Source organism: Gemmatimonadaceae bacterium, assembly GCA_019637355.1.
Lineage (GTDB): Bacteria > Gemmatimonadota > Gemmatimonadetes > Gemmatimonadales > Gemmatimonadaceae > Pseudogemmatithrix.
On record JAHBVT010000001.1, the window covers coordinates 207964 to 228185 of the forward strand.

The 20222-nt window shown below is 69.0% G+C and carries 19 protein-coding genes; 7 read left to right on the plus strand and 12 right to left on the minus strand.

Features of this window, described 5'->3' with window-relative positions; genetic code table 11:
* Window positions 1-44 precede the first annotated feature (44 nt).
* The 3 genes from KF689_00880 (at window position 45) to KF689_00890 (ending at window position 2391) form a co-directional block, all read left to right on the plus strand.
* Window positions 45-686: a hypothetical protein gene (locus KF689_00880; protein MBX3131923.1), complete on the plus strand. Its 642-nt coding sequence runs from the start codon at window positions 45-47 to the stop codon at window positions 684-686.
* Window positions 687-1216: 530 nt separating this feature from the next.
* On the plus strand, window positions 1217-2125 hold the full coding sequence (locus tag KF689_00885; GenBank protein MBX3131924.1) for a hypothetical protein: 909 nt from the start codon (window positions 1217-1219) through the stop codon (window positions 2123-2125).
* A gap of 17 nt (window positions 2126-2142) precedes the next feature.
* Window positions 2143-2391, plus strand: coding sequence for a hypothetical protein (locus KF689_00890; GenBank protein ID MBX3131925.1), 249 nt, complete (start codon window positions 2143-2145; stop codon window positions 2389-2391).
* A gap of 563 nt (window positions 2392-2954) precedes the next feature.
* On the opposite strand, the gene KF689_00895 is transcribed toward KF689_00890, so the two are convergent.
* From KF689_00895 to KF689_00940, 10 genes are all read right to left on the minus strand, one after another.
* Window positions 2955-3761 carry a hypothetical protein gene (locus tag KF689_00895; protein MBX3131926.1) on the minus strand — a complete coding sequence of 269 codons (807 nt, stop codon included), beginning with the start codon at window positions 3759-3761 and terminating at the stop codon, window positions 2955-2957.
* A 258-nt stretch (window positions 3762-4019) separates the two neighbouring features.
* On the minus strand, window positions 4020-4610 hold the full coding sequence (locus tag KF689_00900) for a GNAT family N-acetyltransferase (protein MBX3131927.1): 591 nt from the start codon (window positions 4608-4610) through the stop codon (window positions 4020-4022).
* The gene (locus tag KF689_00905) at window positions 4607-5746 is read right to left on the minus strand and encodes a ketoacyl-ACP synthase III (protein ID MBX3131928.1); all 1140 of its coding nucleotides are present in this window, start codon (window positions 5744-5746) and stop codon (window positions 4607-4609) included. The genes KF689_00900 and KF689_00905 overlap by 4 nt, the downstream gene beginning before the upstream one ends.
* A 21-nt stretch (window positions 5747-5767) precedes the next feature.
* Window positions 5768-6166 carry a RidA family protein gene (locus KF689_00910; GenBank protein MBX3131929.1) on the minus strand — a complete coding sequence of 133 codons (399 nt, stop codon included), beginning with the start codon at window positions 6164-6166 and terminating at the stop codon, window positions 5768-5770.
* Between the two features lie 28 nt (window positions 6167-6194).
* A complete protein-coding gene (locus KF689_00915; GenBank protein MBX3131930.1) occupies window positions 6195-7856 on the minus strand; it encodes an AMP-binding protein in 1662 nt (553 codons plus the stop codon).
* A 10-nt stretch (window positions 7857-7866) separates the two neighbouring features.
* Entirely contained in the window at window positions 7867-9045 is a 1179-nt protein-coding gene (locus KF689_00920; protein ID MBX3131931.1) for an acyl-CoA dehydrogenase, read from the minus strand.
* A 1-nt stretch (window position 9046) separates the two neighbouring features.
* A complete protein-coding gene (locus KF689_00925; GenBank protein ID MBX3131932.1) occupies window positions 9047-9895 on the minus strand; it encodes an enoyl-CoA hydratase family protein in 849 nt (282 codons plus the stop codon).
* Entirely contained in the window at window positions 9892-10389 is a 498-nt protein-coding gene (locus KF689_00930) for a MarR family transcriptional regulator (GenBank protein ID MBX3131933.1), read from the minus strand. The genes KF689_00925 and KF689_00930 overlap by 4 nt, the downstream gene beginning before the upstream one ends.
* Window positions 10386-11150 (minus strand): SDR family oxidoreductase, encoded by a 765-nt coding sequence (locus KF689_00935; protein MBX3131934.1) that lies wholly within the window; start codon window positions 11148-11150, stop codon window positions 10386-10388. Before KF689_00935 ends, KF689_00930 begins: the two co-directional genes overlap by 4 nt.
* Complete coding sequence (locus KF689_00940; protein ID MBX3131935.1) at window positions 11147-13519, minus strand: bifunctional salicylyl-CoA 5-hydroxylase/oxidoreductase; 2373 nt, start codon at window positions 13517-13519, stop codon at window positions 11147-11149. Before KF689_00940 ends, KF689_00935 begins: the two co-directional genes overlap by 4 nt.
* A 158-nt stretch (window positions 13520-13677) precedes the next feature.
* On the opposite strand from KF689_00940, the gene KF689_00945 reads away from it, so the two are divergent.
* On the plus strand, window positions 13678-14232 hold the full coding sequence (locus tag KF689_00945; protein ID MBX3131936.1) for an HNH endonuclease: 555 nt from the start codon (window positions 13678-13680) through the stop codon (window positions 14230-14232).
* Between the two features lie 4 nt (window positions 14233-14236).
* Complete coding sequence (locus tag KF689_00950; protein MBX3131937.1) at window positions 14237-14623, plus strand: Rid family detoxifying hydrolase; 387 nt, start codon at window positions 14237-14239, stop codon at window positions 14621-14623.
* Here the strand turns inward: KF689_00950 and KF689_00955 are convergent.
* The gene (locus KF689_00955; protein ID MBX3131938.1) at window positions 14620-16506 is read right to left on the minus strand and encodes an amidohydrolase family protein; all 1887 of its coding nucleotides are present in this window, start codon (window positions 16504-16506) and stop codon (window positions 14620-14622) included. The genes KF689_00950 and KF689_00955 overlap by 4 nt on opposite strands.
* Window positions 16507-16588: 82 nt before the next feature.
* Between KF689_00955 and KF689_00960 the strand changes: the two genes are divergently transcribed.
* Both KF689_00960 and KF689_00965 read left to right on the plus strand, forming a co-directional pair.
* Window positions 16589-17761, plus strand: coding sequence for a PQQ-dependent sugar dehydrogenase (locus KF689_00960; protein MBX3131939.1), 1173 nt, complete (start codon window positions 16589-16591; stop codon window positions 17759-17761).
* The gene (locus KF689_00965) at window positions 17761-18867 is read left to right on the plus strand and encodes a hypothetical protein (protein MBX3131940.1); all 1107 of its coding nucleotides are present in this window, start codon (window positions 17761-17763) and stop codon (window positions 18865-18867) included. Before KF689_00960 ends, KF689_00965 begins: the two co-directional genes overlap by 1 nt.
* Before the next feature lie 3 nt (window positions 18868-18870).
* On the opposite strand, the gene KF689_00970 is transcribed toward KF689_00965, so the two are convergent.
* Complete coding sequence (locus KF689_00970; protein ID MBX3131941.1) at window positions 18871-20103, minus strand: magnesium transporter; 1233 nt, start codon at window positions 20101-20103, stop codon at window positions 18871-18873.
* Window positions 20104-20222 lie beyond the last annotated feature (119 nt).

The following is a 20222-nucleotide window of genomic DNA, read 5'->3' on the forward strand; positions in this document are numbered from 1 at the left end:
AGTCCAGTTCCGTGAACAGGTTGCCGACTACCACCAGCGAGACGATGCCGAAGCCCACGCTAGTTCTTTCTGTTCTGCTGCTGGCAACCGTTCTAGGCTGGTCTAGGGCCGTACGGGCGATCGAGGACTATGCGATTCTGCGTGACGACGTGGAGCGGCAGGCGGTTGCGAGAGCGCAGGCGTTACGAGCTGGTGAGTCGCTGCCCGAATTGCTGGTGGTGGACCACCGGGGGCAGCGACTAAGCCTAGGTGACCTGCATCGCTCGGGCGTGCGTCATTTCTATTTCTTTCGCGGCGATTGTGCGGCGTGCACGGCCCTGGAGCCGTACCTCTTAGAGTCCCCAGTCGCGGCAGGCCAGGCATTCGCGCGCATCGCATACTCGCGACGGGCGGGGCTCCCGCAGCCGACGGCTCCTGGAACGTATGCGGTGATTGCGGATGCGTTGCCAGAGCGCAGGCATATCGCGTCTGTACCGGCGTTCTTCACCGCAACGGAGGATGGGCGCGTGGCGGCTGCGGCGGACTTCGAGTTCCGTGCCGTTGTCGGGTTGCTGGATCTGGCCCGCGTCGTGGATGGACCCGCGCTGTTGAGCGCACTTGCTACGCAAGCGCCGGTATCCTCTGCCGAATCCGAGCCAGCTTCTGACCGTCTGACCGCACCTGCTTCAGCAGTGCGGCTTCCGTAGTACCTTCACTCAAGGAGGGCCCGTGTCTGTTCGCACTCGACGTACGTTGCTGTCGCTGTTGATGTGGCCGGCGCTCGCGTTTGCAGCGGTGTTGCTGGTGTCAACACCGAAGGCTGCGGTGGCTTCTGGGGAGCACTACAGCTGCGCGTGCAGCTATCTCGACTGCACGTATCACTATCAGCGTTTGTGCTGTCAGTGGCCGTCCGGGGGAGGTTCGCCCAGTTGCTACTGTACCTTCTGGGTGGTCAACTGCGTTGAACCCGACTAAGTGCAGTGCTGTTCGGGCAGGGCAGCCACGCATCTGTGTGGCTGCCCTGCTCGCGTTGCTGGCTGGTGCGTGCGTCTCTCACTCGGATGCCACAATTCATTTTGAGGTCGCTGCGCGGCACACGGTTTCTGAGCGGGAGTATCTCGCGGCGCCGCGACTCGAGCTCGTCAGGGGCGCTGTGGTCTGCGGAGGCGAACGCCCGGCTTGCTCCGGTCGCGGGACTGTAGCGGCAGCGGCAGACGATTTCGGGCGAACGCTCATCTTGGCCGACGACGGAGCCGTGTTCCTGGTGCACGATGCAGCCGTGCGGCAGGTCGGGTTTGAGGTGAATCGACAGGGAGGAGTGCGGCGTGGCAGTGCAGGCCTGCGCTCCGAGGGTGGCTGGGCTGTCTACAAGTGGGGCGCTTCCGCGCTGCAACTGCTCGCTCCCGACGGGACTCCGCAGGGCTGGACCGCAGCGTGGCCACACCGCTACTTCGCAGGAGCTGACCTGCGAGGTGAGACCTTCGCTCATTTGATTCGCCCCCTCGCGAAGCGAGCAGGTCAGGACTCCGTGGTGGCGGAGATACGGGTCGTTGAACCGCGCGCGAGGCGCGGTGAGGTCCTCGCACGCCTGCCCGTGGTTGCGCTCGGCCACGAGAAGGAGGGCGGTGCGCCGCTCAGGCCGTTCTTCGAACCTGAGCTTCGATGGGGACTTGCGGACGACTCTTCCGTTTGGGCGGTCACTGATGAGCGGTATCGGATCATCTGGATCTCAGGCTTAGCTGCGACTCGTGTGCTTGAAGTCGCCGCACCTGTCGAGCCGGTCACGGAGGACGATCTTGATCTGGCCGGACGCGCCTTCATGGCACAGATGCCGCGGAACGCGATGTTTCGACGCGCGGTGGAGCTCGACATCCGCCGGCGTCAACGTGCCGCCCCCAAGTTCTTTCCCGCAATCGCCGATCTCGTGGTGGCAGACAGCGGCTGGATTCTGGTCAAGGTCAGCGAATCGCTTTCCAACTCCTCGCGCTGGGACGTCTTCGATGCCGACGGTACGATGCGCGGCTACATCGAAGAGTCCATCCTGCAATTGCTCGTGGTCGCGGGCGATAGCCTTCTCGTCGAGCAACGGGCGAGCAACGGTGCGCGCGAGGTTCGCTGGCTGCGCGGTTGGCGCGGAGCACTCTAGTCAGTGGATGAAGTCGGATGAGCGGCGTCGCCTTGTGCGGGGCGCTGGACACCTCGCCCTTTCCGATGGCCGTGCTGCGCGCGAACGGTGCTGCGGGTTGCTTGGCCTTCGGCACGCTCCGGCAGGCGATCACGCGGGCAACTGGCGGGATTCCGTTCCCGCTATTCGTCGTGTCCGCTAGCGAGCTTGAGGATGTCCCTCGCGCCGTTGCGGACTTACTCCTTCCTGAACTCGCCGATCGATCACTTGCGTTGGCCGCCCTGTGACTTCTGCCCAATGGATGGCGGTGGCACTGGCGAGCCGGGTGCGCCCACTCGATGTACTCGGTCCTGCGCCGTCGCTCGGTGAGTGGCGCGCCGTGTTTGCCTCCGCGCGCCACGGGCACCCGACGCTCGCCAGCCAGTGTGCGAACGATCTCGTGCAGACAGTCGCGGTCAACGACGTGCCACAGGCTGTTGCGTTGCTGATGGGCTGGTGGGGAAGGAGTCCGCGCCGCGAGCGACGAGGAACCTTCTCCCATTACTGGCTGCGGCGGCCGACCCGGCTGCAAGTGCTTGGTCAAATCGCCCGCACACTTGATGCATTCGCTGCCGGTTTGCCGCGGACCGATGACACCGTTACGCAACTTGGCTGGCGTAGTCTGCGGCAATCCAACGAGTGGTTGCGCCGTACGCTCGGCACGTCAGACGCTCGGGCACTCGGACGTCGTGCGGATTGTCTCGAGGCGCTTCGTAGTGCGCTTCTCGGCGGGGGGGGGGACCTCGAGTGTTCAGCGGCAGGCTAGCTTGCCGCGCTCGATGTCGCCTTAGCTCGGCCCACACTTCGCTGATTACGGATCGGTGTGCGCGTGTGTCGTTTCGCGCGGATACTGCGGCTGCGCCGCCCGCCGCCCGCGGACGCTGCCGATGCGCGTGGCGCCGTGTCGCGTGCGAGCCACGCCGCGCCGATCGGGAACCTCGGGATGCGTACACAGGCGACGCGCGATGTCACGGGCGAGAGCGCGGGCATTGCCCACCTCCAGGTGCAAAGGGATGTGTTGCTGCGGGCCGCCCTTCTCGATCCACGCGGCCACCTGCGGTCCGCCGCGCGTGTCGCGCGCCGGCCGACGCGTGAGCACGAGGCGCAGCGCCCCGCCGATCTCCGAGGCCTTGTTGCCTTCGCCGAGCAGGAGCAGCGCGGCGTCGGAATCGCGGGCGAGTTGCGAGAGGCGTACGGCGATGGTGCGGGCGAGCACCGGCGCGCCGTCGAGCACGACCAAGGCGAAGGCGCCGGTGCGCAGCAGGAGGTCGGCGCACCAGGCGGCGCGCGCGGGATCGCCGGGCCGCACGATCCACAGCGCATCGCGGCCGGCGGCGTCCACATCTATGAAGTCGCGCGGGTCCAGCGTGCGAGTGGCATCCACCCAGGCGACGGCGTGCCCACCGAGCAGGGTGGTCGCAGCGATGCTGCGGGCGAGCGTGGTCTTGCCGAGTCCGGCGGGCGCGAGGAGTTCGGTGATGCGTCCGCGGGGGAGGCCGCCGCCGGGGAGCGCGAGGTCCAATCCCCTCACTCCCGTGGGGAGCCCGGGTGTGCTGCTGGGCGTGCCCGCTACGACGGCAGCGAGCTGTTCGCGCAGGGTTTGGAGGGGGAGTGGCATACCGAATAGATACCGAAGATTGTAGGTGAGTAATTACCGAATAGAACCAGAATAAGGCAAGGGATATGGGAGAGGGGGAGGGGGGTGACGGCGGGGAGATGGGAGAGGGGAGACGGTCGGGAGATGGGAGACGGTCGGGAGAGGGGAGATGGTCGGGAGCGGGGAGATGGGAGACGAAAAGGGGCGACCCGATCTGCTCGAGTCGCCCCTTCCGTCTTCAGTCTTCCGTCATCTACGCACCTATCAGTCTTCCGTCATTTACGCACCTACCAGTCTTCGCTCTAGGCGCTCCCGCACCGCCGGCCACTCGGCGGCCAGAATACTATAAAACACGCTGTCCCTAGCCGATCCGTCGCGGCGGGCTTGGTGATGCCGCAGCACGCCGTCGCGCTTGGCGCCGAGTCGCTCGATGGCGGCCTGCGAGCGTGTGTTGGCGAGGTCGGTGCGCAGGCCCACCACGCCGCAGCCCAGCGTGTCGAAGGCGTGGGTGAGCAAGAGCAGCTTGCAGGTCGTGTTCACGTGCGTACGCTGGAAGCGCGCGGCGTACCAGGTGTAGCCGATCTCCACGCGGTCAATCTGCGCGACCACATCGTGGTAGCGTGTGCTCCCGATGATGGTGTCGCTCACGAGATCGCGCACGGCCCAGCAGAGCATCGTACCATCGGCTTGGCCGTTGTGCGCCTTGGCGATGTAGTTGTCCATATCGGACGGTTCGGGCACGACCGTGAACCAGAGATTCCAGAGCTCGCCGTCGCGCACGGCGTCGCGGAGTGCGTCCGCGTGCGAGGCGAGGAGCGGCTCGAGCCGGACGCCGCCCCCTTCCAAGACGATGGGACGGAGTTCGATCACGCTGTCGCCGTCGTCGTCGCCGCCGCGGCAAACACCGGCGCCATCAACCCCGCCTTGCTGCGCCCGTGCGGATCCTGCCCCGCGCGCACCGCGTTGACCAACTCCAACGCGGTCTGCGTCAGCGGCGGCAACTCCATCGCGCTCTCCCCCAGCGGCGTCACGCGCTTGCCCCACTTCACCAGCAGCGCGCAATAGGTGAGCCCGCCGCCGAACGCCGGCATCAGCAGCCACGAGCCCGGCGTCACGCGACCTTCCTCCAGCGCCTCCACCAAGGCCACCGGCACGGTCGCCGCACTCATATTCCCGTACTTCTGCACGGTGAGCATCACCTTGTCCATCGGCACGCCGGCGTACTTGGCCACGGACTCGATGATGCGCAGGTTGGCCTGGTGCGGCACGACGAGGCCGATGTCGTCAGCGTCGAGCGTGCGCGCCTCCATCACGCGCTTGGCCGCGTCGCTCATCCCGTGCACGGCGCGCTTGAAGATCACCTGGCCGTCGAAGTCCCAGAGCGTGTCGCCGAAGGTGATGCCGAGTCCGGAGTAGCCGCAGCCGAAGCCGCGCACGCGCAGCGAGTCGCGCGCCTCAGCGTCGCAGCCGAGCACGGCTTCGAGCATCCCGGTCTCCTCGTCGCTGGACTGCAGCACGACGGCCGCCGCACCGTCACCGAAGAGCACGGCCACGTTGCGGTTGCTCCAGTCCATATACCGCGAGATCAGCTCCACGCCGATGACGACGGCGTTCTTCACGACGCCGGTGCGGATCATCGCCGTAGCGGTGGCGAGGCCGTAACAGAAGCTGGTGCAGGCGGTGTTGAGGTCGATGCTCGCGGCCTTGGTGGCGCCGAGTGACAGCTGCACGCCGGAGGCGGAATTGGGGCAGAGCTCCTCGTTGCTGACGCCGCCGTAGATGATGAGGTCCACGTCCTTGGCCTCGAGGCCGGCGCAGGCCAGCGCGCGCGACGCGGCGATGGTGCTCATCTCCACCGCCGACACGTGCGAGATGCGGCGCTCCTTCATCCCCGTGCGCGACGTGATCCACTCGTCGTTGGTGTCGAGGAAGGTGGAGAGGTCGGCGTTGGTGAGCGTGGCAGGTGGCATACACTTGCCCCAGCCCGTGATTTCTGCGAATGGCATCGGTCGCTCGGTGGGAGAGGACTACGCGGGGACGACGGCGGTGGCCTCGATCTCCACCACGGCGTCGGCTTCCATCAACGACGAGACTTCCACCGCGGTCATCGCGGGGAAGTGCCGGCCCATCACCTCGCGGTACGCGACGCCGAGTGCGGCGCTCGCGGCGAGATAGGCCGCACGGTCGGTCACGTACCAGGTCAGGCGCACGATGTGCTCGGGCTTGGCGCCGTCTTCGGCGAGGATGGCGACGATGTTGCGCAGTGCCTGCGTCGCCTGTGTGACGAGGTCGCTGCCGACGAGGCGTTGTTCGGCGTTCCAGCCGATCTGGCCGGCGAGGAAGATCGTGCGGCCGCTGGCGACGACGCCGTTGGCATAGCCCTTGGGGCGCGCCCAGCCGACGGGCTGGAGGGTGCGATGCGTCACGGGCGCTCCGGGGATGAAGGACGAGGGCTCACGTCGGCTCCTTGAGGCGGAAGCGTTGCAGCTTCCCGGTGTCGGTCTTGGGCAACGCGGCGACGAACTCCACGAGCCGCGGATACTTGTACGGCGCGATCGTCGCCTTCACGAAATCCTGGATCTGCTTGGCGAGCGCGCTGGACGCCTCGTGCTCAGGCTTCAGCACCACGAAGGCCTTCACCGCCTGCCCGCGCTCCTCATCCGGCACGCCCACCACCGCGCACTCGGCCACGGCCTCGTGCTGCAGCACCGCGGCCTCGACCTCCGGTGCGCCGATGTTGTAACCCGCCGAGAGGATGAGGTCGTCGGTGCGTGCCTTGAAGAACACGTAGCCGTCCGCGTCCATCATCGCGGCGTCGCCGGTGAGATTCCAACCGCGCTGCACGTAGTCGCGCTGGCGCGGGTCGTTGAGGTAGCGGCAACCGGTGGGGCCGCGCACGGCAAGGCGGCCGACCTCACCGGCGGGTAGCGGCTCAAGTGCGTCGTCGAGGATCGCCACCTCGTAGCCCGGCACCGCCTTGCCGATGGCGCCCGGCCGCACGTCCTTGCCCGCGGCGGCGATGAAGATGTGGATCATCTCCGTGGCGCCGATGCCGTCGAGCATCTCGATGCCGGTGGCGTCGCGCCAGAGCCTGCGCGTCGCGTCGGGAAGCGCCTCGCCAGCGGAAACCGATGCACGCAGCGAGCCAGTGCGCCATCGCTGCGGCTCCTTCTTGAGGGCCAGCGACATCGCGCGGTAGAACGTCGGCGCCGTGAAGCTCACCGTGGCCTGCGTCTGTTCGATGGCGTCGAGCAGCGACTCCGGCGTGGCCTTCTCCACGAGCACCGCCGCGCCGCGCGCGGCGAGCGGGAAGCAGAGCAGGCCGCCGAGCCCGAACGTGAACGCCAGCGGTGGCGTGCCGATGCAGCGATCCGTGTGCGTGGCCTTCAGCACCTGCTTGGAGAATCCGTCGCACATCGCCATCACATCGCGATGGAAGTGCATACAGCCCTTCGGTACGCCGGTGGTGCCCGAGGTGAAGGCGATCAGGCACACGTCATCGCGACTGGTGTCCACGGCGGTGAACACGCCGCGCGGAGCGGCCATCAGCGCCTCCAGGCCTTCCGCGTCCTGCGTGCCCCACACCCGGATGTCGCGCAGCGTCGTCGGCGACTCCGCCGCCAGGCGCAGCTCGTCGGCCAACCGCACGTCGCAGAGCGCGGCTTGGCACTTGGCACGCTCGGCGATCACGCGCAGCTCCTTGGTGCGCAGCAGGGGCATTGTCGTCACGGCCACGAGGCCGGCCTTCACCGTCGCCAACCACGCGACGGCCATCCAGCGGCCGTTGAAGCCGCGCAGCAGCACGCGGTTGCCGGGCTCGAGTCCCATATCGCTCACCAGCACGTGCGCGAGCGCATCCACCTGTGCCGCAAGCTCGGCGTAGGTGGTGTGTGCCCAGCCGCCGTTGCCGTCCGGCATAATCAGTGCGCTGCGGTTGCCGTGGCCCTCGCGCAGGGCCTTGTCCACGAGCTCGACGGCCGCGTTCAGCCGCTCGGGATACGCATAGACGCCGTCCAGCGTCAGCGTCGGCCACTCCTCGGCCGGCGGGAGTTGCTGGCGTGGCCAGTGGTCCACGTGCGCGCTCGGCGCGAGGTCCTTCGGCGCGGCAGTTGGCATCGCTGGGCCCTCAGGTGGTGGAAGAACCGGAACGCGCGCTCAGCGTCTCGCGGCCGATGATGAGCCGCTGCACCTCAGTCGCCCCTTCATAGATGCGCAGCGCCCGGATGTCGCGGTACAGCCGCTCGACGATGTGACCGGTCTTCACGCCGAGCCCGCCGTGCAACTGCACGGCGCGATCGATGATCGTCTGGGCGTGCTCAGTGGCGCTGAGCTTGGCCATCGCGGCGACGGCGGTAGTGCGGGCATCGCTGCGGTCGCGCTGCCAGGCGGCGCGGTAGGTCAGCAGCGCGGCGGCGTCGAGGTCCGTGGCCATATCGCCGACGATGGCCTGCGCCAGCGGCTGCGCGGCCAGCGTGCTGCCGAACATCGCGCGGTCGTTGGCGCGGGCGACGGTCTCTTGCAACGCACGGCGAGCGAAGCCCACGGCCGCCGCCGCCACCGACACGCGGAAAATGTCCAGCGTGCGCATTGCGAGCTTGAACCCGTCCCCCTCGGCGCCGATGCGGTTGGCATCGGACACCTCGCAACCGTCGAAGGCCAGCGTCGCCAACGGATGCGGTGAGACGGTCTCGATGCGCTCTGCGATGCGCAGGCCCTTGGCGTCGGCGGGGACGAGGAAGGCCGTGATGCCCTTGGCACCGCTGCTTTCCGGCTTGCTGCGCGCGAACACGCAGTAGAAGTCAGCGATGCCGCCGTTGGAGATCCAGGTCTTGCGGCCGTCGAGACGCCAGCCGCCCTTCGTGGGCGTGGCGGTGGTGCTGATGGCCGCGACGTCGGAGCCGGCATCGGGCTCGCTGAGCGCGAAAGCCGCGATCGCCTGGCCGCGCGCCACGCGAGGCAGCCACGTCGCCTTCATCGCTTCCGACCCGGCCAGCGAGATGGCTCCGGACCCCAGGCCCTGCATCGCGAAGGCGAAGTCGGCGAGCGCGTCGTGCGCCGCGAGATGCTCGCGCAGCAGGCAGAGCGCGCGCGAATCAATAGCCGGTAGCGCGCCACCGTGCGCGGCCGGCACGCAGTAGCGCAGGAAGCCCTGCGCACCGAGCAGCTTCACCCAGCTCCGGCAGGCCGCATCGGCATCGCGGTGATCCACCTGCTGCTGCGCCACCCAGTGCGCGACGTCGCGCGCGAGCGTGCGATGCGCCTCGTCGAAGAACGGCCAGTCGAGGTGCGAGGTCGAGGCGCTCACGTCAGTTGCCCTCGAACACGGGCGTCTGCTTGGCGGCGAAGGCCTCGAAGGCGCGGCGAAAGTCCTGCGTGCCCATACAGATCGCCTGTGCCTGCGCCTCCATCTCCAGCGCCTGCTCCAGCGGGACGCTCCACTCCTGCAGCAGCATCTTCTTGGTCATCGCGTGGGCAAAGCTCGGACCGTTGGCCAGCGCCGCGGCCCGCGCCTGCGCGTCGGCGAGCAGGGCATCGGGTTCCACCACTGCGTTGTAGAAGCCCCAGCGCTCGGCTTCGGCGGCGTCCATCGAGCGGCCGGTGAAGAGCAGCTCGGCGGCGCGCCCCTGTCCGATGATGCGCGGCAGCATCGCGCAGGCGCCCATATCGCAGCCCGCGAGCCCAACCCGCGTAAACAAGAACGCCGTCTTCGCGCGCAGCGTGGCGAGGCGCAGGTCGCTGGCCATCGCGAGGATCGCGCCCGCACCGGCGGCCACGCCATCGACCGCGGCAATGATGGGCTGCGGTGCGCGCAACATCGCCAGCACGAGGTCGCCGGTCATCCGCGTGAAGGCCAGGAGCTCCGGCTCCTGCATCCGCGTGAGCGGCTCGATGATCTCGAACACGTCGCCGCCGGAGCAGAAGTTGCCACCGGCGCCGGTAAGCACCACCGCGCGCACGTCGCTGGCGTAGGGCAGCTCGCGGAAGAGGTCGCGCAGCTCGGCGTAGGAATCGAAGGTCAGCGGATTCTTCCGCTCCGGCCGGTTGAGCGTGATGGTCGCCACGCGGCCGTCGGCGCTGGTAGACCAGCCGAAGTGCGTGAACCTGCGCGAGGCGAAGGGGCGGCGCATCGCCGTGATTGGGTCGGGAGCGGTCATCGGGCGTCCTGGCTGGGGCGAAAGCGAGCTTTCAACGTGCCGAGCGCGGCGTGCAGCGCGCGACGTTCTGTGGCGGAGAGGTCGGCGAACAGGCTGACGATGAGGGCTTCGTGACGGCGCGCCATCGTCTCGAAGTGCCGCTTGCCGGCAGCGGTGAGGCGGACGACCGTCGCGCGGCGGTCGGCGACGTCGGGGCGGCGCTTGACGAAGCCTTCGCGCTCCAGCGCTGCCACCAACCAAGTGACGTTGCCGTTGGTGACGAGGATGCGCTCGGAGAGTGCGCCCATCCGCAGGCCGTCCGGTGTGCGGTGCAGTTGCGAGAGTAAATCGAAGCGCGGCAGCGACGAGCCGAACTCGCGCTTGAGCGTGCTGTCCACCACCCGTTCGACCATCGTCGTGGTGGTGAAGAGCCGCAACCAGAGCCGAAGCGCCTCGTGGTCTTCTTGCACGAGGTGTGCCTCGGGGTCTGCGCTGCGCAGCGCCGTGCTGGTCACGTGTCGAGCCCCATCAAGACGAACGTCTCACCGCTCGCCGCCGCGCCGCCGCCGGCCACGAAGTGCAACACGGCGTCCGCTACTTCCTGCGCTTCGACGATGCGCGGCTGGCCGGCGTCCTTGAGGATCGCCGCCAGCGCTTCGGCTTCGCTGAGTCCCGTTTTGGCCGAGATCTTGCTCAAGGAGCCGCTCACCAAGTCCGTGGCCACGTAGCCCGGGCACACGGCGTTCACCGTCACGCCCTTGCCGCGATACTCGGCGGCAAGCGCGCGCGTGAGGCCCACCAGCGCGTGCTTGGCGGCCACGTAGTGCGCCACGTACGGCGCGCCGTGCAGTCCGGCGATGCTCGCGACGTTGACGATTGTCCCGGCGCCGCGCTCAAGCATCGCGGGCAGCAGGGCCTGCGACGTGTGCACCGCGCCAAGCACGTGCACGGCGAACATCTGCGTGAAGACCTCTGGCGCCGCCTTGAGGAAAGGAATCGTCTCCACGGTGCCGGCGTTGTTCACGAGGATATCCACCGGCCCGAGCGCGGCCGCCGCAGACTCGCAACCAACGCGCACGGCAGCGCGGTCGCTCACGTCGGCAGTGACGATGTGCGTGCGCGTGCGCAGCTCGGCGGCGACGCGCTCGGCGGCAGCGCGGTCGCGTACCATCAGCGTGATGTCAGCCCCTTCGGCGGCGAGGCTGCGGACGATCGCCGCCCCGATGCCGCGGTTGGCACCGGTGACCAGCGCGTGCTTGCCGGTGAGCCTGCTCACGTGAGTTCTCCCTTCGGTGGTCCTGCAGCGGCGGCGGCCAGCGTGGCGCGCTCGCGTTCCATCAGGCGGTCCAGTTGCTGCTTGGCGGCACGGTACTGCGGAGGCCAGAGCGGCCCCGTGCCAGTGTAGCCGAACTTCGCGCTCTCCGTCAGCGTCCAGCCCGGATTCACCAGATGCGGACGCCCCACCGCGACCAAGTCGGCGCGACCCGAGGCGATGATGCCGTTGGCTTGATCGGCGTCGGTGATGGCGCCCACCGCAATTGTCGCGATTCCCGCCTCCTGCCGCACCCGGTCGGCGAACGGCGTCTGCCACATCCGCCCGAACACCGGTTGCTCTTCCTTCACGACTTGGCCGGCGCTCACGTCGATGACATCCGCGCCGGCGGCCTTGAACAACGTGGCGATCGCGATGGCGTCGTCAGCCGTGTTGCCGCCAGGCACCCAGTCGTGCGCCGAGATACGCACCGACATTGGCCGGCCCGCCGGCCACGCCGCGCGCATCGCGGTGAACACCTCGAGCGGATACCGTGCGCGGCCTTCGAGCGAGCCGCCGTACTCGTCGTGACGATGGTTGGTGAGCGGCGAAAGGAACGCCGAGAGCAAGTAGCCGTGCGCGCAGTGCAGTTCGAGCCAATCGAAGCCGGCCTCGGCGGCGCGCCGCGTCGCCGCTACGAACTCGCCTCGCACGCGGTCCATATCCGCCCGCGTCATCTCGCGCGCCAACTGCGAGACGCCCTTCAGGTATTGCGTCTCGCTCGGCGCGATTAGCGGCCAGTTGCCATCGGGCAGGGGCTGGTCGATGCCCTCCCACATTTTCTTGGTGGAGCCCTTGGCGCCGGCGTGCCCGAGCTGCATCCCGATCTTTGCGCCGCTGTGTTCGTGCACGAATCGCACGATGCGCGTCCAGCCGTCGCGCTGCGCGTCGGTCCAGAGGCCCGGGCACCAGGGTGTGATGCGCGCGTCCGGCGCGACGCAGGTCATCTCCGCCATCACGAGGCCAGCACCACCGTTGGCGCGGGCGCCGAGGTGGACGAGATGCCAGTCGCCGATCGTGCCGTCGGTGTTGGCACTGTACTGCGCCATCGGCGAGACGACGACCCGGTTGCGCAGGGTGACGCCGCGCACCGTGTATGGCGTGAGCAATGGCGGCGGCGCCGGTTTGTCGGGAGCGAGCGACAGGCCCACGCGCTCGGCGAACCAGCGCTCGAAGGCGGCCACGTAGTCCGCGTCGCGCAGGCGCAGGTTCTCGTGCGAGATGCGCTGCGAACGCGTGAGCAGCGAGTACGCGAACTGCTCTGGTGCCAGCGAGGCGTAGCGCGCCACCGACTCGAACCACTCCGTCGAGTTGCGGGCGGCGTTCTGCAGCTTGAGCACCTCGACCGCGCGTTCCTCCTGATACCGCGCAAACGCGCGGTCGAGGTCGGGCTCGGTAGCGAGGATGGTATCAAGCGCGATGGCGTCCTCCAGCGCGAGCTTGCTGCCCGAGCCGATGGAGAAGTGTGCCGTGTGCGCGGCGTCGCCGAGCAGGACCACCGGTACGCGGCGCCTGCCATCGGCTAGCCATTGCACCCACGAGCCGCAGGTGATGCGCGGAAAGCGGATCCACTGGGCCGAGCCGCGCAGGTGGCGCGCGTTGCTCAGGAGCTTGGCGCCCTGGAGCTGGTCGGCGAAGAGCCGCTCGCAGAACGCGATGGCGGCGTCGGTGTCCATCGCGTCCAAGCCGGCACGTTCCCAGTTCTCTTGTGGTGTCTCGACGATGAACGTGCTCATCGACTCGTCAAACTGGTACGCGTGCGCCTGGAACCAGCCGTGTGGCGTCTCGGCGAAGGCGAAGGTGAAGGCGTCGAAGCTGCGCTTGGTGCCCAGCCACACGTAGCGGCAGCGTCGCGTGTCCGTGTCCGGCTTGAACGTGGACGCGTAGCGCTCGCGGATCCGGCTGTTGATGCCGTCGGCGGCGATGATCAAGTCCGGATGCTCGGCCGCGACCAGCGCGTCGAGGTCGTCCGGCAGTTCGTGTTCGAATCGGAGCGTCACGCCGAGCGCGCGGCAGCGCTCGTGGAGCAGGGCGAGCAGGCGTTTGCGGCCGATGCCGGCGAAGCCGTGTCCGCCCGAGCGGATCGTCTGGCCGGCGAAGTGCACCGCGATGTCGTCCCAGCGGTGCAGGGCGGCGGCGATCTCACGGCCGCTCTCCGGGTCGGCGGCGCGGAGGTTGTCGACCGTCTGGTCCGACAGCACCACGCCCCAACCGAAGGTGTCGTCCGGGCGGTTACGCTCGTGCACCGTAATGACGGCGTCCGGGTGCCGCCGCTTGAGCAACAGCGCCGCATAGAGTCCACCGGGACCGCCACCGACCACGACGACGCGCACTGCGGGAGCTCCTGAGGGAGGGGGCGGAGGAGAGAGTGCCGCCAAATCCTTCAAATGTCAAGTAATCTGCCCGTACGGCGTGCCGGGGCGGGCCGGGGGCGGGGCCGTTATCTTCCGGCGATGCGGCACTCTATAGAAGCGATCGTCGGCGGGGCCCCGTGAGCGGGCCGGCCAAGAAGAAGTCAGCGGCGCCCAAGCGGCGCCGGCGAGGGCGGGGCGGCGGAGGCGGAGGCGGCAAGGCCGCGAGCCGCCAACCGACGTTGACGTCGGTGCCCACCGGGCGCGCCGCCTACACCGAGACACGCCGCTGGCTGCTCGAACGCCACGGACCGGTCTGCGCCTACTGCGAGCGCATCGTCCCCGAGCGCACGATTACGCTGGACCACGTCACGCCGCGGCGCGGCCTCACCGCCTACGACCGCCGCGACAACCTGGTGCTGAGCTGCAAGACCTGCAACTCCGCCAAGGCCGACAAGCCAATCCTCTCCTTCCTGCTCGGCAACCGCGCGCGCGTCGTCGCGATGTACAGGTACGGCCAGCACCTCAGCCACCAGTTGGTGGAGATGGTGAAGGACCTGCTGCCCGAGGATGAGCGTCCGCCGCTGCCCACCGGGCCGGCGCGCGCCAAGCCAGCCAAGCCCAAGGGCCGCCGTCGTTCGTGGAAGGAGCTGCACCCGCACGACCGCGACGACGCCGACCCCTACCTCGACTGACGCGATGCCGATCACGCGCATCGCGACGCCGCAGGCCCCGACGCCGGCCGGCCACTACGCGCAGGCCACCGTGCGCGACGGCACCGTGTACGTCGCCGGCCAGCTCAGCATCGATCCCGCCACGGGCGAGAAGCTGCACGGCAGCATCGAGGAGCAGACCGAGCGTACGCTGCGCAACCTCGAGGCCATCCTGCACGCGGCCGGCAGCGACTTCGCGCATCTGCTCAAGGTGAATGTGTACGTCACCGACATCGCCTTCTGGCCGCGCGTGAATGCCGTGTATGCGCGCGTCGTCGGCGCGGAGGTGCCGGCCCGCGCCGTGGTGCCGGTGCCGGCGCTCAATCACGGGCTACTGATCGAGATTGACGCCATCGCGGCCGTGAAGCGCTAAGGCCGCTCCGTGCTGGTGTTCGCGGCCCCGAGCAATGCGGCCGGCGTGTACCCGCGCCCCCGCCGGAACACCATCTCCACACGCCGCAGGTCGGCAATCCGCTCCGTCGGCTTGCCGTCGATGATCACCAAGTCCGCGACCTTGCCGGCCGCGATGCTGCCGGACTCGGCGTCGAGTCCCATCACGCGCGCCGACACGATGGTCGCCAGCTGCAGCACCTGCGCTGCGGGGATGCCCGCCATCTCGTAGTGCTCGAGCTCGCGGTTGTAGCTCGAGCCGTCCGTTCCCGGCACCAGCGTGATGCCCGCTTCGTGCAGGCGGCGGATCAGCGTCAGGTACGCGCGGTTGCCTGCCTTCGCGCTCACCGAGTCCGCCCCGGTGCTGTCGCGCAGCCACAGGTTGAACGTGCCGTCGATTACCGTGCCGTGCGCCTTGAGATCGGCGATGAGCGCGCGCATCGCCGGGCCGTCCACATCGGTGTTAGGCGCGACGACCGTCGCCACCGCCGAGTACGCGCGCATCACGGGCCAGTACAGCGAGTCCTGGTGGAAGGTCGAGAAGAGGAACGCCGCGTGGTTGATCTCGTCGTAGCCGAGCCGGATGGCGGCCGGCACGGTGAGCCCGCGCGCGACGTGTCCGGAGAGCCGCATCCCGCGCCGCTTCGCTTCCTCGGCGATGGTCGGCACCAAGTCAGGATGCACGAGGTTGTAGAGCTTGAGCTGGCGGTAGCCGAGCGAGTCGTACATCGCGACCGTGGCACGGGCTTCATCCTCGGTGCTCACGATCACGTCCGTCGGGCCGGCCCAGAGCTGCGGCCCTTCGATGATGCCGGCCAGCACCACCTGCGGCGAGACGATCGCGCCGGAGTTGGCGCGGTCGCGCAGCGAGGTCGCGATGTCGGTGTCGGCCGCCATATCGCGGATGGTCGTCACGCCGATGGCCAGGTTCCGGAATGCGCCGTCGGTCTGCGTGGCCGAGAAGACGTGTGAGTGCATATCCCACATCCCGGGGATGACGGTCTTGCCGCTGGCGTCCACGCGCTGCGCGCCGCGCGGCGCACGGAACCCGGCCGTCGGCCCCACCTGCGTGATGCGTCCGTCGGCGATGGCGATGCTGTGGTTGGGAAGGATCACGCCGCGCTCGGCGTCAAACACATCAGCGTTATGGATGACCACCGTCCCCTGGGCACTCGGCTGCAGCCGCGCCGCCATCCCCGCCGCGAGACGCTCGCGGTAGGCCAGCTCGATCGTGCGCAGCGTCGGCAGCGCCTCCACGAAATCCGGATGCACGGTGATGAACCACTCGGCGAGGCTGGCCACCAGCCTGCCGTCGCCGTCCACCCACACGCCCCGCGGCGTAGCGCCCTGGCCGTGCAGCATCGCAAGCCGGACGCGGGCAGGGCCGTGCGGCGTGCGCAGGGTCGTGTCGGCGGCAATCACGAGGCGCACCGCGGAACTCTGCGGCAGCGCCGGCGCTTCCATCCCCGGCGCGGCGAGCAGGTGCCGCACCGTCGCCGCGAGGTCCCAGGCCGTGGCGCTGTTGAGCGCGACGAAGCCCGTCCCTCGCGGCATCCCGCGCGTGATCGTCCCGCGCGTGATCGTCACCGAGTCGCCGTGCACGCGATAGCGGTCGGTGGCGGCGCTGACTTCGCCGTCCCGCGTCATCGGACGCGCCTCGGCGGCCACGATCCGGCCGTTGGCGTCCACTGTGTACCGATTCTGCACCCAGCGCCCGCGGTTGCGGTCGATGTGTCCGTAGGTGACGACGACGGAGTCCGCATCGGTCACCACGCGCATCTCACCACGTGGCTTGCCGTGGTTGAGCACAGGGTACACCAGCGTGTCGGCGGCGAGGGCGACGGAGATGGTGAGCGCGAGAAGCATTGGAGGCTGCGTCGGAGTGAGAGAGGCGGATCGCCAGCGTGCGCGGCTGGCGCTGAGACGGTACGGGGCGTAGGGTAGAAGTATGCGCCCGTTCGCCTTCCTCCGTACGCTCGGCCTGTTCGCGGTGCTGAGCCTCGCCGCCTGCTCGCGCCCGCTCACCTCGGATGCGCGCGCCATCCAGTCGCCGACGCCGGGATACACCACTGGCGTCGTCACCACCGAGACCGTCGCCGAGGGACTCGAGTATCCCTGGGGAATGGCCTTCCTGCCGGACGGGCGTATCCTCGTGACCGAGCGGCCGGGCCGGCTGCGCCTCGTCGGTACCGATGGGTCGCTCTCGGCTCCGCTGGACGGAGTGCCTCAAGTGGCGGCGCGAGGGCAGGGCGGGTTGCTGGGCATAGCGCTCGATCCGAACTTCGCGACGACGCCGTGGGTGTATCTCAGCTACGCCGAGCCGGGCGAGGACGGGTCGGGCACCAGCGTCGCGCGCGGACGGCTCGTCGGGAACGCGCTGACGGACGTGCAGGTGATCTATCGCCAGCGACCGAAGCTCAGCGGCAATGGGCACTTCGGGTCGCGCCTCGTCTTCGCGCGCGACGGCCTGCTGTTCGTCACGCAGGGTGACCGCCAGCAGTATCGTGACCGCGCGCAGGATCTCACCCAGGGGATGGGCAAAGTCGTGCGCATCCATCCCGACGGCCAGGTGCCGAGCGACAATCCGTTCGTCGCGCATTCCGGCGCGCAGCCCGAGATCTGGTCGTACGGGCATCGCAACGTCCAGGGTGCGGCACTGCATCCGCAGACCGGCCGTCTATGGACCGTCGAGCACGGCGCACGCGGCGGTGACGAGCTCAACCATCCGGAGGCCGGCAAGAACTACGGCTGGCCCGTGATCACCTACGGCCGCGACTATAGCGGCCTGCCGATCGGCGAGGGCACCGCGCGCGAGGGAATGGAGCAGCCGGTGTACTTCTGGGATCCGGTCATCGCGCCCAGCGGAATGACCTTCTACACCGGCTCGCGCTACACGGGATGGAACGGCAGCGTGCTGATCGGGTCGTTGACGCCCGGTGGCTTGGTGCGCCTCACGCTTACAGGCGACCGCGTGACTGGCGAGGAGCGCCACCTCGGCGAGTTGCGCGAGCGCATCCGCGACGTGGTGCAGGGACCGGACGGCTACCTGTACCTGCTCACCGACAACTCGCGCGGGCGCGTGCTGCGGGTGGTGCCGGTGGCCGGAGCGGGAGCGCCGTGATGCGGTTCCTCCTCGCGATGGGCTTCCTCGGTTGTGCGACGCTCGCGTCGGCGCAGGCCACGCGCCCGATGTTCAACGTGCAAGGCGACGCCAAGGATTGGGAGGCCTGGTTCGACCACGGCGCGCGCGTGATGCGGGAGGCCCCGCGCGAGGCGGCCGCGGCCTTCGCCTGGGCCGCCGAGCTCGAGCCTAGCCGCGCCGAGCCGCTGTTTGCCTGGTATGCCGCGACGATGGTGCGCCTGCCGCGCGAGCGCACGGTGCAATACTTCCTGAACGATCCGGAGGCGATGCGCGATCCGATGGTGCGCGCGGCTGACACGGCGCGCACGCGGGCCTTGATGCGCAATCCATTCGTGCATCGCGGACTCGAGGCAGTGATGTTCGATATCCTGCCGGGCCGGTTCCGCGAAGACCGTGACACGCGTGCCTGGGTGGCGTACAGCAACGGCGAACTGCAACAGGCGGTCACGCTGCACACGCGCACCATCGACCGCTTGGGTACGCGCGCTCGGTGGCAACTCTTTGACCGCGCCCTGGCCTACGTGGCGGCGGGCAACCGACGCGCCGCACTGCAGGACCTGCAGCGGCTCCTCGACGCCGTGCGGGCCGACGAGGAGAAGGGGCCGGTGACGTTCTATCGCTCGAAGCACTTCCTGCTGCAGATGATCGCCACCCTGCAAGTCGCGGGAGGTGACCTCGAGGGCGCGAAGACGACGTTCGGCGAAGCGCTGGTCGAGGACGCCGGGTTCGCCTATGCGCACGCGGGGCTGGCACAGGTGGCGCGCGCCCAGCAGCGCTTCGGCGACGCCGTGGATGCACTCACGATGGCCATCGAGCTCGCGCCCGACGACGCCGTGCTGTACCAGGCGCGGGGCGCGTCGCTGATGTCGCAGGCCAAGCTCGACGAGGCGCTTACCGACTTCCGTAAGGCGCAGCAGATGAAGCCGCAGTGGCCGGCCCCAGTGCTCGCGGAGGCGCAGGTGCTGGAGCGGCAGCGGAAGACCGACGAGTCCCGCGCGCGCTACCGGCGCTACGTCGAGATGGCGCCCGCCAACGACGCGCAGGCGCGGGCGATCCGCCAGCGACTCGGTGCCGGCGGTCCCTGAGCGCTACATCAGGAACATCGTCGCCAGCCCAAGCAGCATTCCCATCGAGGCCACGTCCGTCGCCGTGGTGAGGAAGATGCTCGAGGCCGTCGCCGGGTCGGCGCCCACGCGCTGCAGCGTCAGTGGGATGAGCGCGCCGCTGATTCCGCTGATCACGCAGGAGCCCACCATCGCCAGCACGACGATGCCCGCAAGGCCGAGGGCGTGCGGATTGCCCTGGGCCCGCGCTACGAAGAACATCCCGGCGGCGGCGACCAGGCCGACCAAGAAGCCGTTCAGCACGCCGAGCAGGGCTTCCTTGGACACGAGCTTCTTGCCCGCACCCTTGTCGAGCTCGCCCAGCGTCATCCCGCGCAGCGTGACCGCCAGCGCCTGACAGCCGGTGTTGCCGCTCTGTCCCGCGAGCACGGGCAGAAACAGCGCGAGGATGACCATCTGGTCGAGCGTGTCCTGGAAGAACCCGACGACCGCCGCCGCGAGGAACGCGGTGAGCAGGTTCAGTTGCAGCCACGGATGCCGGAACTTGAGCGATCGCGGCCACGGCGTGAGCAGACGTTCCTCTTCATTGACACCGACCATCTGGCCGGGCTGTGCGGAGATCTCGATCGCCTGCTCCTGGAACATCGCGCTGCCGCGCACCTGACCGAGGAAGCGGCCGACGTCGTCGGTGACGGGGTAGACCGGATAGTGGCGATGGACGACCGACTTCATCGCGTCGCCGAGTTCGGTGCCCGGCTGCAGCGCGAACACGTCGCGCAGCATAATGTCGCCCAGCGTCGCGTGGTCGTCGGCGGCCAGCAGGTCGCGCATCGTGCACACGCCGACGAGCCGGCGTTCGGCGTCGAGCACGAAGGCGTAGGTGAAGAACACCGTCCGCGGCACGCTGCGCACGCGGTCCGAGGCCGCCCCGACGGTCTCTTCGGGGCGGAACGTCAGCGGCGGCATCTCCATCAGGCGGCCGACGCTGCCCTCCGGGAACGAGAGGTTGAGCGACCACTGCGCGGTGACGCCTTCCGGCGCGGCCGCGAACATCGACTCGCGCTTCGCGTCCTCCATTTCGGGGAGGATGTCGCCGACCAGCGAGGGGTTGATCGCCTGAAGCACCTCGGCGGCCTGTTGTGGGTCGAGGGCCTCGAGTGCATCGGCGGCCTCGGCGGGTCCAAGGTTGCCGATGGAACGCTTGAGCTGTTCGGAGCTCAGCGAGGGCGTGGGGCGCTTCGAGCGGGCGTCGGACACGACGGGACTCCTCTGGGGCGGGCGGCGGGAGGCGAACGCGAGGAAGATGCGTATCCCGACGCGCTCCCACCAGTCACCGACGCTGGACGCGCCCCCGCGCGAGGCCCAAGTTCAGTCGG

Excerpts from the sequence above, each read along its gene's own strand:
- KF689_00960 (MBX3131939.1), top strand. The coding sequence starts at position 16,589 with ATGCGCCCGTTCGCCTTCCTCCGTACGCTCGGCCTGTTCGCGGTGCTG.
- KF689_00905 (MBX3131928.1), bottom strand. The coding sequence starts at position 5,746 with ATGCCATTCGCAGAAATCACGGGCTGGGGCAAGTGTATGCCACCTGCC.
- KF689_00965 (MBX3131940.1), top strand. The coding sequence starts at position 17,761 with ATGCGGTTCCTCCTCGCGATGGGCTTCCTCGGTTGTGCGACGCTCGCG.
- KF689_00890 (MBX3131925.1), top strand. The coding sequence starts at position 2,143 with ATGAGCGGCGTCGCCTTGTGCGGGGCGCTGGACACCTCGCCCTTTCCG.
- KF689_00915 (MBX3131930.1), bottom strand. The coding sequence starts at position 7,856 with ATGCCAACTGCCGCGCCGAAGGACCTCGCGCCGAGCGCGCACGTGGAC.
- KF689_00950 (MBX3131937.1), top strand. The coding sequence starts at position 14,237 with ATGCCGATCACGCGCATCGCGACGCCGCAGGCCCCGACGCCGGCCGGC.
- KF689_00880 (MBX3131923.1), top strand. The coding sequence starts at position 45 with ATGCCGAAGCCCACGCTAGTTCTTTCTGTTCTGCTGCTGGCAACCGTT.
- KF689_00925 (MBX3131932.1), bottom strand. The coding sequence starts at position 9,895 with ATGACCGCTCCCGACCCAATCACGGCGATGCGCCGCCCCTTCGCCTCG.
- KF689_00895 (MBX3131926.1), bottom strand. The coding sequence starts at position 3,761 with ATGCCACTCCCCCTCCAAACCCTGCGCGAACAGCTCGCTGCCGTCGTA.
- KF689_00955 (MBX3131938.1), bottom strand. The coding sequence starts at position 16,506 with ATGCTTCTCGCGCTCACCATCTCCGTCGCCCTCGCCGCCGACACGCTG.